The following is a 15,285-nucleotide window of genomic DNA, read 5'->3' on the forward strand; positions in this document are numbered from 1 at the left end:
CGTCCGCCTATCATTCGAAGCATCGATTCACCGATTCGTCATGCCATGGACACACTCTGGGACATCTCGCCGCCCGTCAGCCCCGCCACCCCCGTATGGCCGGGCGACACGGCCGTTTGCGTCGAACGCGTCTGGCGGATGGAGGCCGGCTCGCCGGTCAACGTCGCGCGCCTGACGCTGTCGCCGCACACGGGCGCGCATTGCGACGCGCCGCTCCACTATGACGCCGACGGCGCGCCGATCGGCGCGGTACCGCTCGACACCTATCTCGGCCCGTGCCGCGTGATCCACTGCATCGGCGCGTCGCCGGTCGTGCGCCCGGCCGACATCGAGGCCGCGCTCGACGGCATGCCGCCGCGCGTGCTGCTGCGCACCTATGCGCGTGCCAGCGTCGAGCAATGGGACAGCCGCTTCTGCGCGGTCGCGCCCGAAACCGTCGACCTGCTCGCCGCGCGCGGCGTGAAGCTGATCGGCATCGACACGCCGTCGCTCGACCCGCAGGAATCGAAGACCATGGATGCGCATCACCGCGTGCGCGCGCACCGGATGGCGATCCTCGAAGGGATCGTGCTCGACGACGTGCCGCCCGGCGACTACGAACTGATCGCGCTGCCGCTGAAGTTCACGACGCTCGACGCGAGCCCCGTGCGTGCGGTGCTGCGCGCGCTGCCCGGCCGATCCTCCTGATTCACCGAACCACTGACCCGAGAACCACTGACCCGACATCATGATCAAGACCCGTGAAGACGCGCTCGCACTCGACCGCGACGACCCGCTCGCCCTGCTGCGCGACCAGTTCGCGCTGCCCGACGGCGTGATCTATCTCGACGGCAACTCGCTCGGCGCGCAGCCGCGCGCGTCGGCCGCCCGTGCGCAACAGGTGATCGGCGCCGAATGGGGCGAAGGTCTGATCCGCAGCTGGAACACCGCCGGCTGGTTCGCGCTGCCGCGCCGTCTCGGCGACAAGCTCGCGACGCTGATCGGCGGCGCCCCCGGCGAGACCGTCGTGACCGACACCATCTCGATCAACCTGTTCAAGCTGCTGTCGGCGATGCTGCGCCATCAGGCCGGGCGCGCGCCGGAACGCCGCGTGATCGTGTCGGAGCGCTCGAACTTCCCGACCGACCTGTACATCGCGCAAGGGCTGATCGAACAGCTCGGCGGCGGCTATGAGCTGCGCCTGATCGACGATCCGGCGGACCTGCCCGACGCGCTCGGCGCAGACACGGCCGTCGCGATGATCACGCACGTGAACTACCGCACCGGCTACATGCACGACATGCCGGCCGTCACGCAGCTCGTGCACGACGCGGGCGCGCTGATGCTGTGGGATCTCGCGCACTCGGCCGGCGCGGTGCCGGTCGACCTGAACGGCGCGCATGCGGACGGCGCGGTCGGCTGCACGTACAAGTACCTGAACGGCGGCCCCGGTTCGCCGGCGTTCGTGTGGGTGCCGCACCGTCATCACGCGCACTTCTCGCAGCCGCTGTCGGGCTGGTGGGGCCACCGCGCGCCGTTCGCGATGCAGCCGGGCTTCGCGCCCGATCCGGGCATCGCGCGCTTCCTGTGCGGCACGCAGCCGATCGTGTCGATGTCGATGGTCGAATGCGGGCTCGACGTGTTCCTGCAGACCGACATGCATGCGATCCGCCGCAAGTCGCTCGCGCTGACCGATGCGTTCATCGCACTCGTCGAAGCACGCTGCGCGGGCCTGTCGCTGAAGCTCGTCACGCCGCGCGCGCATCACCAGCGCGGCTCGCAGGCCAGCTTCGAGCATCCGCACGGCTACGAGGTGATGCAGGCGCTGATCGCGCGCGGCGTGATCGGCGACTACCGCGAGCCGTACGTGCTGCGCTTCGGCTTCACGCCGCTCTATACGCGCTTCGTCGACGTGTGGGATGCCGTCGAGACGCTGCGCGACATCCTGGCCACCAATGCGTGGAAGGCGCCCGAGTTCGCCGAGCGCGGCGCGGTGACCTGACCGGCTTTTTGCCCGGCGCGCCGCGGTTACATGCGGATTGCGCGCCGCGCCCCCGTCATTCAATTCTGGAGAGAGTCGTGAATTCTGGTCATATGCAGCCACCCGGCGACGATGCGCCGGCGGGCTGCCCGTTCTCGGGCGCGCGCACGGCCCAACCGGCACACGAAGCACCGCACGTGCCGGGCGATGCCTCGGGCGACGCCGGCTGGCACAACGCGCAGCTCGATTTTTCGAAGTCGATGAGCTACGGCGACTACCTGTCGCTGAATTCGATCCTCAACGCACAGCATCCGCTGTCGCCCGATCACAACGAGATGCTGTTCATCATCCAGCATCAGACGAGCGAGCTGTGGATGAAGCTTGCGCTGTTCGAATTGCGCGGCGCGCTCGACGCGGTGCGTGGCGACGCGCTGCCGCCCGCGTTCAAGATGCTCGCGCGCGTGTCGCGCATTCTCGAGCAACTCGTGCAGGCGTGGAGCGTGCTGTCGACGATGACGCCGTCCGAGTATTCGGCGATGCGGCCGTACCTCGGCCAGTCGTCGGGCTTCCAGTCGTATCAGTACCGGCAGCTCGAATTCCTGCTCGGCAACAAGAACGTGCAGATGCTGCAGCCGCATGCGCACCGGCCCGACATCCTCGAACAGGTGCGCGCGACGCTCGAGGCGCCGTCGTTCTATGACGAGGTCGTGCGCCTGCTCGCGCGGCGCGGTTTCCCGATCGCACCCGAGCGGCTCGAGCGCGACTGGACGCAGCCGATGCGGCACGACGAGACCGTCGAGGCTGCGTGGCTCGAGGTCTACCGTCACCCGCAGCAGCACTGGGAGCTCTACGAGATGGCCGAGGAACTCGTCGATCTCGAGGACGCGTTCCGCCAGTGGCGCTTCCGTCACGTGACGACCGTCGAGCGCATCATCGGCTTCAAGCAGGGCACCGGCGGCACGAGCGGTGCGCCGTATCTGCGCAAGATGCTCGACGTCGTGCTGTTCCCCGAGCTCTGGCACGTACGCACCACGCTGTAACGTACGCGTGCGTCATACGCCCGCGCGTCACGACGACGTGCGGGCCAGTTCCTCCCCTTCGCGCGGCAACGCGCGTTCGCGCGTGAGCCGCGGAATGTGCCGCTGCATCGCGAGCAGCGCGACGCACACCACACTCATCGCGGCGGCCAGCATCGTCAGGTACGCCGTCGCACCGCCCGCGGTGATCACCATCGCGCCCGCGAACGCGCTGAGGATCGCGCCGAGCCGGCCGAATGCGAGCGCGCTCGCGGTGCCGGTCGCGCGAACCGCCGTCGGGTAGATGTACGCGCACAGCGCATACATCGTCGACTGCACGGCGTTGACGAACAGCCCGTGCATGCCGAGCCCGACGATCAGCCAGCCCGTGTGGCGCCCCGCATCGACGCCCATCAGCCACACCGCGCTCGCCGCGCCGCCGATGCTGCACAGCGCGAGCGGCCAGCGCGAACCCGCATGCGCGATCGCCCATGCGCACAGCAGCGCGCCGATCACGCCGCCAAGGTTGTACGCAGTGAGCCCGGAGCCCGCGACCGACACGCTCAGCCCGCTCGCGGCCAGCATCGTCGGCAGCCAGCTGAACGCCGCATACACGGCGAGCAGGCACATGAAGAACGCGCACCACAGCGCGATCGTGTCGCGCGCCTGGCCGCCGGCGAACAGCGCGCCGAACCCGCCTCGTGCGCCGGACGCGCGTGCATCGCGCAGATCGGTGAACGTGGTGTCGGGCGCGACCGGCCGCTGCATGCGCGCGAGCAGCGCGCCGAGTTCCGGCCAGCGCGCGGGACGGCGTGCCAGGAAGCGCGGCGATTCGGGCAACGCGTGCACGAGCACGAAGCCGAGCACGAGCGGCAGCGCGCCGCCGGCGAAGAACAGCCCGCGCCAGCCATAGCGCGGCAGCACCTCGTGGGCGAACAGCCCGGCCAGCATGCCGCCGAGCGGCACACAGACGATCGTCGCCGTCACCATCATCGTGCGGCGCCGCGCGGGCGTGTATTCAGCCGTCATCGTCGTGGCCGTCGGCAGCGCACCGCCGATCCCGAGCCCCGCGCAGAAGCGCAACATCGCGATCGTCGTGACATCCGGCGCGAAGCCGATCGTGCAGGTCGCGATGCCGAACAGGAACACGCTGCCGATCACGGCCTGGCGGCGCCCGAAGCGGTCCGCGACGATGCCTGCGCACGCGCTGCCGATGCCCATCCCGATCAGCCCGGCGGCCACCGCCGGCGCGAACGCGCCGCGCGTGATCCCCCATTCGCGGATCAGCACCGGAATCGCGAAACCGATCAACTGCCCGTCGAAGCCGTCGAGCACGATCGCGAGCGCGGCGAGCAGCACCACGCAACGCTGCATCGTCGTGAACGGCCCGTCGTCAAGCGTCGCGCCGATGTCGACCGGGGGCGGCTGCAATCCGTCGCGCGTGCTCATGCGACCTCCCGTGCGCCACGCGTCGGAGGCAAGGTGCGCGCACGGCGCGCGGCAAGACAACGGCATTCGATGACTTTCATGGCGTCTCCAGTTGCCCGGGCTGGCGCTTGCGCGTGCCCGGATCTCGTGCTGCGGGGGCGATCGGCATCCGTGCATCGGTGCCGGCCCCGCGTCTTGTCCAATCCAACCCGATCCGGCGCCATCGGCTGCATGCGGCGCGGCCGTATCGTCATGCGGCGCGAGCCCGCCGCCGGCGTGATGCTCAGTCGCGCCGCGCGTCGATCAGCCTGACGAGCGCGAGCAGCGTATCGGTATGCGGTACCGCGATGCCCGTCTCGCGCGCGGCCGCGACGACCTTGCCGCTGATCGCATCGATCTCGGTGCGGCGGCCCGCGAGCACGTCCTGCAGCATCGACGGTCGATGGCCGCGATGCGCGTGGATCGCGTGCTCGACGTTGCGCGCGATGCGTTCGCCGTCCACCGCGATGCCTTTCGCACGCGCGACGGCGGCCGTCTCCGCCGCGATCGCGAGCGCGAGCCGTGGGCCGTCAAGTTCAAGGCCGAGCTGGTCAACCGTGCAGCCCGTCGCCGCACACAGCGTGTTGAGCGCCGCGTTGAACGCGACCTTTTCCCAGATCGCGGCCCACACGTCGGCATCGAGCGAACACGCGAGCCCGGCACACGACAGCGCGTCGGCCACGGCCGCCGCGAACGGGCGCGCCGCGCCGTCGGCTGTCATCATGCGGATCGCGCCGGCACCGTGCGAGCGCACGTGTCCGGCGCCGGCGAAGTCGGCCGGCCACGTCGTGACGCCGACCAGAATCCGTTCGAGCGGCATGAACGCGTTCAGCGTCTCGACGTTGCCGAGGCCGTTCTGCAGGGTCAGCACGTACGTACGTGGCGTCAGCAATGCGCGCACGCCTTCGAGCGCCGCACGCGTGTGCAGCGATTTCGTGAAAACGATCAGCAAATCGAACGGTATGTCGGGCGATGCACTTGCCTGTGCATTCGCCGTTTCTGGCCGGACGGCCTGCAGCGCGCGGATGCGGCGTTCGCCGCGATCGTCGTCGATGCGCAGCCCGTCGCGACGGATCGCCTCGAGATGCGCATCGTTCACGTCGATCAGCGTGACGGCCTCGCCGTGCTCCGCCAGCAGCGCCCCGAACAGCGAGCCCATCGCACCGGCACCAAGAATCGCAATCTTCATCGTCGGCGGCCTCTCAGAATGGATACTGGCGCGGCGTGGTCTGCACGGTGATCCAGCGCAGGTCGGTGAATGCGGCAATGCCGGCCTTGCCGCCGAAGTGGCCGAAGCCGCTGTCCTTCACGCCGCCGAACGGCATTTGCGCCTCGTCGTGCACGGTCGGGCCGTTCACGTGGCAGATGCCCGATTCGATGCGCGCCGCGACCCGCATCGCGCGGGCGACGTCGCGGCTGAACACGGCCGAAGCCAGCCCGAACGCGTTGTCGTTCGCGCAGCGGATCGCGGCCGCCTCGCCGTCGACCCGCACGATGCCCTTCACCGGCCCGAACGACTCCTCCGCGTAGATCCGCATCGCGGGCGTCACGTGATCGAGCAGCGTCGCCGGGAACAGCGTGCTGTCCGACTTGCCGCCGCACAGCAGCGTCGCGCCGTGCGCGAGCGCATCGTCGATCAGCGCGTTGCAGCGCTCGACCGCCTTCATGTCGATCAGCGACCCGAGCACGACCGGCCCTTGGCGCGGATCGCCGAGCGGCAGCGACGCAGCCTTGGTGGCGAGCTTCGCGACGAATGCGTCGGCGATCGACGCATCGACGACGATCCGCTCGGTCGACATGCAGATCTGTCCGGAATTCGCGAATGCGCCGAATGCGGCCGCCGCGACCGCCGCATCGAGATCCGCATCGTCGAGCACGACGAACGGCGCCTTGCCGCCGAGTTCGAGCACCGACGGTTTCAGATGACGCGCGCACGCTTCGGCGACGATCCGACCGACGCGCGTCGAGCCGGTGAAATTTACGCGGCGCACGGCCGGATGTGCGATCAACGCATCGACGACGGCACCCGCGTCGTCGGGCGCGTTCGTCACGAAGTTGACGACGCCCGGAGGCAGTCCGGCCTCCTGCAGCGCCTCGACGATCAGCCCGTGCGTGACGGGGCACAGCTCGGAGCCCTTCAGCACGACCGTGTTGCCGCACGCGAGCGGCAGCGCGAGTGCACGCGTCGCGAGGATCACCGGCGCGTTCCACGGTGCGATGCCGAGCACCACGCCGGCCGGCTGCCGCACGCCCATTGCCAGCGAACCGGGCACGTCGGACGGGATCAGCTCGCCGCCGGTCTGCGTGGTCAGCGACGCGGCCTCGACGAGACCGCTCGCGGCAAGGTGCACGTTGAAGCCTGCCCACAGCGCCGACGCGCCGGTTTCGGCCGCCATCGCGGCGACGAACTGCTCGTGCTTCGCTTCGAGCGCGGCGGCAGCCTTCAGCAGCAGCGCGCGGCGCGCGCCGGGGCCGAGCGCGGCCCAATCGGGAAACGCGCGAGCGGCCGCGTCGGCCGCCGCGCGCGCATCGTCGACCGTGCCCGCGGGCGCGACCGACGCGACTTCGCCGTCGAGCGGGTTACGGCGCACGAAGGTCGCGCCGCTGGACGAGTGGCGGCGTTCGCCGCCGATCAGCATCGATACGGTTTGCATGGATTCTCCGGAACGACGCGCAACGCGCGTCAGGCAACTTCGACGTCGACGACGACCGGCGTATCGGCCCGCAGCGCATCGGTCAGCGTTTCGTGCAGGCGAGCGGCATCGGCGACGCGGACGCCGCGGCACCCCATCCCTTGCGCGAGCGCGACGAAATCCAGGTCGGGCAGATCGGTACCCTGCACCGGATCGTCAGGACCGAAGCCGAACACTGGCGCGAAATCCTGCAGCGCCGCATAGCGCCGGTTATTCAGGATTACGAACGTGATCGGCAGCTTCAGCTGCGCGGCGCTCCACAATGCCTGGATCGAATAGAGGCTCGACCCATCGCCGATCAGCCCGATCACGCGCCGTCCCGGCCGCGCGAGCGCGACGCCAACCGCGGCCGGCATCCCATAGCCGAGCCCGCCGCTGTCCATCGTGTAGAACGTGCCGCTGCGCGTGAACGGCAGATGCGCCTGCATCACCGGCCGCGCGCTCGGCGCTTCCTCGACGACGATGTCGTGCGCGTCGCGCACGTCGTCGAGCGTCTGCAGCGCGAATGCCACCGACATCCGCTCGCCGGCGGCCGGCGCTTCCACGCGCGGGCGCATCGGCCGCGGCGCGGGCATCGGCCGCTCGCGCGGCGCCGGCCGGGCCAGCAGGTCATGTGCCGCGAGCCGCAGGTTGCCGACGACCGCGTCGCCCGACGGCGTCCATGCGGCGATGCCGGGATCGTCGACGAGCTGCACGAGCTTGGCGCCCGGTGGCACGTGCGGGCCGCAGCCCTCGATGTGATAGGTGAACGCGGGCGCGCCGAACGCGAACACGAGGTCGTGCCCGTCGAGCCGCGCGACGATCTTTTCGCGGATCGCGGGCAGGAAGCCGGCGAACAGCGGATGATCCTCGGGAAAGCTGCAGCGCCCCGACATCGGCGCGACGTACACGCTGAGCCGGTGCCGCTCGGCGAGCCGCACGACGTCGTCCCACGCTCCGGCCCGATCGACGGCCGCGCCGACCACCAGCGCGGGACGCCGCGCGGCATCGAGCGCGTCGCCGAGCCGCGCGAGCGCATCGGGATCGGGCCGCACGACGCTGCTCACGTCACGGCGCGGCAGCAGCTCGGCCGGTTGGTCCCAGTCGTCGACCGGGATCGACACGAACACCGGCCCGCGCGGCTCCTGCATCGCGATCCGGTACGCTCGCGCGATCGCGGCCGGCACGTCCTGCGCACGCGCGGGCTCGATGCTCCATTTCACGTACGGCTTCGGCAGCTCGGCAGCCTGCGTCGCGCCGAGGAACGGATCGAACGGCAGGATCGCGCGTGCCTGCTGGCCCGCAGTGACGATCAGCGGCGTGCGGTTCCTGAACGCGGTGAACAGGTTGCCCATCGCGTTGCCGACGCCGGCCGCCGAATGCAGGTTGACGACCGCCGCGTTGCCGGTGGCCTGCGCATGACCGTCCGCCATTCCGACCACGACGGCCTCCTGCAGGCCGAGCACGTAGCGGAAATCGGCGGGAAAATCGCGGAACATCGGCAGCTCGGTCGAGCCAGGATTGCCGAACACGCAATCGATGCCGAACTGGCGAAACAGGTCGATGACGGCATCGCGGACGGTGATCGGGGCGGCGGGTGTGGCGGAATGGGACGGGGTGCCGGACATGCTCGGGCGTCTCCTCGGTGGCTTGGCGGTTTCCACAGTATCGAAGCGCGAGCCATTCACGGATACTGTATTTTTTGCGAAAAGCCATTACTGTTCGGCATGACTTTCGATCTCCGGCAATTGCGGGCATTCACGACCATCGTCGCGTGCGGCAGCCTGGGCCGCGCGGCCGACGCGCTGCACGTGACCCAGCCGGCGCTGAGCCGGATCCTGAAGCGGCTCGAGGACCAGGTCGGCGCGCCGCTGTTCGAGCGCCATTCGAAAGGCGTGCAGCTGACGGCGTTCGGCGAGGCGCTGCTGCCGCACGCGACGCTGCTGCAGCACGAGGCCGAGCACGCGCGTGAGGAGCTCGACGCGATGCGCGGCTTCGCGAAGGGCACGATCAAGGTCGGCGCGGTGGGCAGCATCGCGAGCCTCGTGCTGCCGATCGCGGTCGGCCGCGCGCTCGACCGCTGGCCGAACCTGCGTGTCGAGATTCTCGAAGGCGTGTGGGATCGGCTCGCGGAAGGGCTGAACAAGCATGAGATCGATCTCGCGCTGTCCGCGCACGGGCCCGACACCGACGAGATCGTCGCGATTCCGGAGTGCTGCTGGGAAGATCGCAGCCATATCGTTGCGGCGCCGCACCATCCGCTGCGCGCGCTCGGTCGCGCGCCGACGCTCACCGACACACTGCACGCGCGCTGGGCGATTCCGCCGCGCGGCACCGCGCCGTTCGACCACATGCGCGCGACCTTCGACGCGCATGGGCTTGCCCTTCCCGACATCGCGGTCGAGACACGCTCGGTCACGACGCTGAAGAGCCTCGTCGCGCATGCGGGCTTCCTGAGCTGGATGGCCGAACCGATGTACGGCGCCGAACAGCGCGCCGGCACGATCGACACGCTGCCGGTGCGCGAGGTCGTCGCGGTGCGCACGCTCACCGCGTTCCGGCGCCGCCACGGGATCCTGCCGGGGCCGGCCGGCAAGCTGCTCGACGAACTCGTCGCGCTCACACGCGAAGGGCGCTGATACCTCTCCCCTTGCGCGCCGCCGCAGCGCACCATCGAAATGCCCTGTCCCGCCTTGACTTTCGTTCGCCCGAATACGATCATTCGCTCACACAAAGAGCAAATGATCGTATTCGACAGGAAAGACTGGCACGAACAGGAGACACCGGATGAGCGAATCGTCCTCCGCCCGCGCGCCCGTGCTGCTGCACATCGGCGCGGGCTCTTTCCACCGCGCGCACCAGGCGTGGTATCTGCATCGCGTGAACGCGGCCGTGCCGGCCGACGAACGCTGGTCGCTGACCGTCGGCAACATCCGCGACGACATGCGCGCGACGATGGACGCGCTCGCCGCGCAGCACGGCGAATACACGCTCGAAACCGTCACGCCGCAGGGCGAGCGCGCATACGAGACGGTCCGCGCGATCTCGCGCGTGCTGCCGTGGTCGATCGACCTCGCCGCGCTGATCGACGCCGGCGCCGATCCGGCATGCCGGATCGTGTCGTTCACCGTGACCGAAGGCGGCTACTACCTCGACGAACACAACCGGCTCGACCTCGCGAACGCCGATCTCGCGGCCGACCTGCAGGGTGCGCGCACGACGCTGTACGGCGCGCTCGCGGCGCTGCTTGCCGAGCGCGTGAAGCGCGGCGCGGGCCCGCTCACGCTGCAGAGCTGCGACAACCTGCGCAACAACGGCGCGCGCTTTCGCGCGGGCATGCGCGAATTCCTCGAACGGCGCGGCGAGGACGGCCTGCTCGCATGGTTCGATGCGAACGTCGCGACGCCGAGCGCGATGGTCGACCGCATCACGCCGCGCCCGACCGCCGACGTGCGCGAGCGCGTGCGCGCGGCCATCGGCGTCGACGACGCATGCCCGGTGATGGGCGAATCGTTCATCCAGTGGGTGATCGAGGACCGCTTCGCGGCCGGCCGGCCGCGCTGGGAGCTGGCCGGCGCGGAGCTGGTGGACGACGTGCACCCGTACGAGGAAGCGAAGATCCGCATCCTCAACGCGACGCACAGCTGCATCGCGTGGGCCGGCACGCTCGCGGGCTGCACGTACATTCACGAGGGCACGCACGACGCGGCGATCCGCCGGTTCGCGCACGACTACGTGACGCAGGACGTGATCCCGTGCCTCAGTCCGAGCCCGCTCGATCTCGAACGCTACCGCGACGTCGTGCTCGAACGCTTCGGCAACCCGTACGTGCTCGACACGAACCAGCGCGTCGCGGCCGACGGCTTCTCGAAGATTCCCGGCTTCATCGCGCCGACGCTCGTCGAATCGCTCGCACGCGGCGCGGCGCCGGTCGCCACCGCCGTGTTGCCGGCGCTGTTCCTGCGCTTTCTCGAACGCTGGGCGCGCGGCTTGCTGCCGTATGCGTACCAGGACGGCGTGATGGACGACGGCGCCGCACGCGCGATCGTCGAAGCCGACGACCCGGTCGTCGCGCTGTGCGCAAGCCGCGCGCTGTGGGGCTCGCTCGCCGGCAACGCGGCGCTGTTCGAAGCGCTGCGCGCCGGGCTCGCCCGCGTCGACGCATGGCTCGCGCAGCGCTGAAGCGCGGCGGCCCGCGGCCGCGCATCCGGGCGAACCTGCGTTGGCATGTGCGCATGCGTGCGGCTAAAGTAGCGGCTCCTCTCTGACGGAACGGATCGCTCATGTATCTCGGCATCGACCTCGGCACCTCGGAAGTGAAGGTGCTGCTGCTTGCCCCGGACGGTACGGTGGTCGGCACCGCGGGCACGCCGTTCAGCGTGTCGCGGCCGCACCCGCGCTGGGCGGAACAGCATCCGGACGACTGGTGGCGAGGCACGCTCGGCGCACTCGCGGCACTGCGCGAACGGCATCCGCAGGCATTCGCGCAGGTGCGCGGGATCGGCCTGTCGGGCCAGATGCACGGCGCGGTGCTGCTCGGCCGCGACGACCGCGTGCTGCGCCCCGCGATCCTGTGGAACGACATGCGTAGCGCCGACGAATGCGCGCTGCTCACCGAACGCGCGCCCGATCTCCACGCCCTCGCCGGCAATCTCGCGATGCCCGGCTTCACCGCGCCGAAACTGCTGTGGGTCGCGAAGCACGAGCCCGACGTGTTCGCGGCGACCGCGTGCGTGCTGATGCCGAAGGACTACCTGCGGTTCCGCCTGACCGGCGCGAAAGTGTCCGACCCGTCCGACGCGGCCGGCACGCTGTGGCTCGACGTCGCGCGCCGCGACTGGTCCGACGCGCTGCTCGCCGCGTGCGACATGACGCGCGGGCAGATGCCGCGCATCGTCGAAGGCAACGCGCCGTCCGGCACGCTGCGCGCGGATCTCGCGCGCGAGCTCGGGCTGTCGGAGGCCGTCGTGGTGGCAGGCGGCGGCGGCGACAACGCGACCAGCGCGCTCGGCATCGGCGCGATCCACGCGGGCGACGGCTTCGTGTCGCTCGGCACGTCGGGCGTGCTGAGCGTGGTCGGCGATCGCTTCATGCCGAACTCCGCCTCGGCCGTGCATGCGTTCTGCCACGCGATTCCCGATCGCTGGCAGCTGATGAGCGTCGTGCTGTCGGCCGCGAGCTGCCTGCGCTGGGTCTGCAAGCTGACGGGCACGGACGAGCCGGCGCTGCTCGCCGAAATCGAGGCGCTCGACGCGGACGCGCTCGCGACGGCGCCGCTGTTCCTGCCGTACCTGTCCGGCGAACGCACGCCGCACAACGATCCTTATGCGCAGGGCGTGTTCTTCGGGATGACGCATGCGACCGAACGCGCGCACCTCGGCTACGCGGTGCTCGAAGGCGTGACGCTCGGCCTCGCGGACGGCCTCGACGCGCTGCATGCGGCCGGAGTCGAAACCGACCGTCTGTCGCTGATCGGCGGCGGCGCGCGCAGCGCGTTCTGGGCGCAGCTGATCGCCGACGCACTGAACGTGCGCACGTGCCAGCACGGTGGCGGCGAAACCGGTGCGGCGCTCGGCGCCGCGCGCCTGGGCTGGCTTGCCGTCGGCGGCGATCCGCATGCCGTGCTGACCAAGCCGCCGGTGCGCGCCGAATACGCGCCCGATGCCGGCCGTCATACGCTGCTGCGCGAGCGCCTCGACGCGTTCCGCGCGCTGTATCGCCACGTGCGCCCGCTTTACGAACCGTCGCGCGCGCGGCTCGCGTAAGCGGCGACGCGCAGCGGCCGTCGGCCGCGCACCCGGCATGCGTTACAGTGGATGCCCGTTGCGCCGTCCGACGGCCGGCCCAGATCCGAACCGAACCGCTATCGTGTCCAAGTCCTCAGAAAAACTCGATCTCGCCACGCGTGCCGCGTGGCTCTACTACGTCGCGGGCGACACGCAGAACGAAATCGCCGAGAAGCTGCAGGTGTCGCGCCCGGTCGCGCAGCGCCTCGTCGCGTTCGCGGTCGAGAAGAATCTGATCCGCGTGCGCGTCGATCATCAGCTCGCCGACTGTCTCGACCTCGGCGCGCAGCTGTCGAAGCGCTACGGGCTCGCGATGTGCGAAGTCGTGCCCGTCGATGCCGACGCGCCGGAAGCGATCGACCGCAAGCTCGCGGTCGCCGGCGCGCAGGTGATGGAACGCTACCTGAACGAGACGCGACCGATGGTGATCGCCGTCAGCAGCGGCCGGACGCTGAAGGCCGCGGTCGCGCAGATCGCGCAGATCGAGCGGCCGCAGCACCGGCTCGTGTCGATGGTCGGCGCGATCGCGGCCGACGGCTCGTCGAACCGCTACGACGTCGCACAGTACATTTCCGAAAAAACCGGCGGCAAGCACTTCCTGCTGCCCGCGCCGCTGTTCGCCGACAGCGACGCCGAGCGCGCGCAATGGTGCAATCACCGGCTGTACCGGATCGTCGACGCGCTGTCGGCGCAGGCCGACGTCGCGTTCGTCGGGATCGGCAACATCGGCCCGCACTGCCCGCTCTACGAGGACGGCTTCATCACCGAACAGGAACGCGACGAGATGACCGCGCTCGGCGCGGTGGCCGAACTGCTCGGCGTGCCGATCGATGCGCAGGGCAAGCTGGTCGACGTGTCGACCAGCGCGCGCGTCACGAGCGTCGCGCTCGACGCGCCGCCGAAGCGCCCGACGATCGCGTTCGCCGGCGGCCCGAAGAAGCGCGACGCCGTGATCGCCGCGTTGCGCGGCGGCTGGCTGTCGGGGCTCGTCACCGACGAGACCTGCGCGCGCGCCGCGCTCGACGCGAAGGCGGACTGACGCCGCCGAACGCTCACGCGGCCGCGCGCGGCGCCGGAAACGCGTGCCTGCCTGAATTCTTCGTACGCGGCGCGCTGCGCGCGGTGCTCGACGAACACGTCGCGAGCCGCACGCCGCTCTACGCGCTGTGGCCGTCAGGCCGCCATCCGCCGCCGAAGCTGCGCGCATTCGTCGATTACACGGCCGCGCACCTGCACCTCTGACCGAAGCCGACCGTCACGCCGCCTTCGCGTGCGCGCCCAGCCGGCGCAACGCCTGTCCGTGCTCGTCGAACAGATGGCAGTGCTCGGCTTCCGCGTGCACGTGCAGCGCCTCGCCGGTGCGATACGTATCGAGCGGCGGAATCCGCGCGATCAGACCGTCGGGCGCGACCGCCGACTCCGCATACAGATACGCGGCATCGCCGAGCGACTCCACGGCCATCGTCTTCGCAGCGACGCCGGCAGCCGCGGCTTCGACTTTCAAGTGCTCGGGCCGCACGCCGACCGTCACCGCCGCCCCGCGCTGCAACCCGGCCGCCTCGACCGCGACGCGTTGCGTCTCGCCGCTGTCGAAACGCACGAGCACGCCAGTCGCATCGACCGACTCGACGATGCCCTTCAGGAAGTTCATCTTCGGCGAGCCGATGAAGCCTGCGACGAACAGGTTCGCCGGCGCGTGGTACAGCGCGTTCGGCGTGCCGACCTGCTGCACCGCGCCGCCCGACAGCACGACGATCTTGTCGGCGAGCGTCATCGCCTCGACCTGGTCGTGCGTCACGTAGATCATCGTCGTCTTCAGCTCGTCGTGCAGCCGCGCGAATTCCAGCCGCATCTTCACGCGCAGCGCCGCGTCGAGGTTCGACAACGGCTCGTCGAACAGGAACACCTTCGGCTTGCGCGTGATCGCGCGGCCGATCGCGACGCGCTGTCGCTGGCCGCCCGACAGCTGCTTCGGCTTGCGGTCGAGCAGGTGATCGATGTGCAGGATCTTCGCAGCCTGCTTCACCGCCTGGTCGATCTCGGGCTTCTTCGTGCCGGCGAGCTTGAGGCCGAACGCCATGTTGTCGTACAGCGTCATGTGCGGGTACAGCGCATACGACTGGAACACCATCGCGATGCCGCGCTTCGCGCTCGGCACGTCGTTGACCTTCGCGCCGTCGATCAGCAGGTCGCCGCTCGAAATATCCTCGAGGCCGGCGATCATCCGCATCAGCGTGGATTTGCCGCAGCCGCTCGGGCCGACGAACACGACGAATTCGCCGTCGGCGATGTCGAGGTTCACGTTGCGCAGCACTTCGGTATCGTCGTAGCGCTTCGCGATGTTGCGCAGGAGCACGCTTGCCATGATCAGTCTCCGTTCGTTC

The 15,285-nt window shown here is 70.0% G+C and carries 12 protein-coding genes and 1 pseudogene; 8 read left to right on the forward strand and 5 right to left on the reverse strand.

Going from position 1 to position 15,285, the window contains the following annotated elements; all coding sequences use genetic code 11:
- The first annotated feature begins 45 nt into the window (after window positions 1-45).
- The 3 genes from kynB to kynA all read left to right on the forward strand — a co-directional run bounded on the left by kynB (window position 46) and on the right by kynA (window position 3,000).
- Window positions 46-687, forward strand: coding sequence for an arylformamidase (gene kynB, locus WS75_RS24535; RefSeq protein ID WP_059684117.1), 642 nt, complete (start codon window positions 46-48; stop codon window positions 685-687).
- 40 nt (window positions 688-727) lie between these two features.
- A complete protein-coding gene (gene kynU, locus WS75_RS24540) occupies window positions 728-1,981 on the forward strand; it encodes a kynureninase (RefSeq protein WP_059684119.1) in 1,254 nt (417 codons plus the stop codon).
- A 92-nt stretch (window positions 1,982-2,073) separates the two neighbouring features.
- Window positions 2,074-3,000 carry a tryptophan 2,3-dioxygenase gene (gene kynA / locus WS75_RS24545; protein ID WP_059684121.1) on the forward strand — a complete coding sequence of 309 codons (927 nt, stop codon included), beginning with the start codon at window positions 2,074-2,076 and terminating at the stop codon, window positions 2,998-3,000.
- A 27-nt stretch (window positions 3,001-3,027) separates the two neighbouring features.
- On the opposite strand, the gene WS75_RS24550 is transcribed toward kynA, so the two are convergent.
- The 4 genes from WS75_RS24550 to mdlC form a co-directional block, all read right to left on the reverse strand.
- A complete protein-coding gene (locus WS75_RS24550) occupies window positions 3,028-4,425 on the reverse strand; it encodes an MFS transporter (protein ID WP_059684123.1) in 1,398 nt (465 codons plus the stop codon).
- Between the two features lie 262 nt (window positions 4,426-4,687).
- A complete protein-coding gene (locus WS75_RS24555) occupies window positions 4,688-5,632 on the reverse strand; it encodes a ketopantoate reductase family protein (protein WP_059684125.1) in 945 nt (314 codons plus the stop codon).
- A gap of 13 nt (window positions 5,633-5,645) precedes the next feature.
- Window positions 5,646-7,097: an aldehyde dehydrogenase gene (locus WS75_RS24560; protein ID WP_059684128.1), complete on the reverse strand. Its 1,452-nt coding sequence runs from the start codon at window positions 7,095-7,097 to the stop codon at window positions 5,646-5,648.
- 29 nt (window positions 7,098-7,126) lie between these two features.
- Window positions 7,127-8,743 carry a benzoylformate decarboxylase gene (mdlC, locus tag WS75_RS24565; RefSeq protein WP_059684131.1) on the reverse strand — a complete coding sequence of 539 codons (1,617 nt, stop codon included), beginning with the start codon at window positions 8,741-8,743 and terminating at the stop codon, window positions 7,127-7,129.
- A 99-nt stretch (window positions 8,744-8,842) separates the two neighbouring features.
- Here mdlC and WS75_RS24570 point away from each other — a divergent pair, with 99 nt between their 5' ends.
- The 5 genes and pseudogenes from WS75_RS24570 to WS75_RS34975 all read left to right on the forward strand — a co-directional run.
- Window positions 8,843-9,754 carry a LysR family transcriptional regulator gene (locus WS75_RS24570; RefSeq protein WP_059684133.1) on the forward strand — a complete coding sequence of 304 codons (912 nt, stop codon included), beginning with the start codon at window positions 8,843-8,845 and terminating at the stop codon, window positions 9,752-9,754.
- A 148-nt stretch (window positions 9,755-9,902) separates the two neighbouring features.
- Complete coding sequence (dalD, locus tag WS75_RS24575) at window positions 9,903-11,297, forward strand: D-arabinitol 4-dehydrogenase (RefSeq protein WP_059684136.1); 1,395 nt, start codon at window positions 9,903-9,905, stop codon at window positions 11,295-11,297.
- Window positions 11,298-11,398: 101 nt separating this feature from the next.
- On the forward strand, window positions 11,399-12,880 hold the full coding sequence (gene xylB, locus WS75_RS24580) for a xylulokinase (protein WP_059684139.1): 1,482 nt from the start codon (window positions 11,399-11,401) through the stop codon (window positions 12,878-12,880).
- 103 nt (window positions 12,881-12,983) lie between these two features.
- On the forward strand, window positions 12,984-13,940 hold the full coding sequence (locus WS75_RS24585; RefSeq protein ID WP_059684141.1) for a sugar-binding transcriptional regulator: 957 nt from the start codon (window positions 12,984-12,986) through the stop codon (window positions 13,938-13,940).
- Between the two features lie 20 nt (window positions 13,941-13,960).
- Window positions 13,961-14,143, forward strand: a pseudogene (locus WS75_RS34975) (LysR substrate-binding domain-containing protein); the annotation flags it as partial.
- Window positions 14,144-14,156: 13 nt separating this feature from the next.
- Here WS75_RS34975 and WS75_RS24590 read toward each other — a convergent pair.
- Window positions 14,157-15,266 (reverse strand): ABC transporter ATP-binding protein, encoded by a 1,110-nt coding sequence (locus WS75_RS24590; RefSeq protein WP_059684144.1) that lies wholly within the window; start codon window positions 15,264-15,266, stop codon window positions 14,157-14,159.
- Window positions 15,267-15,285: the final 19 nt, after the last annotated feature.

Source organism: Burkholderia sp. FL-7-2-10-S1-D7, from assembly GCF_001524185.1.
Lineage (GTDB): Bacteria > Pseudomonadota > Gammaproteobacteria > Burkholderiales > Burkholderiaceae > Burkholderia > Burkholderia diffusa.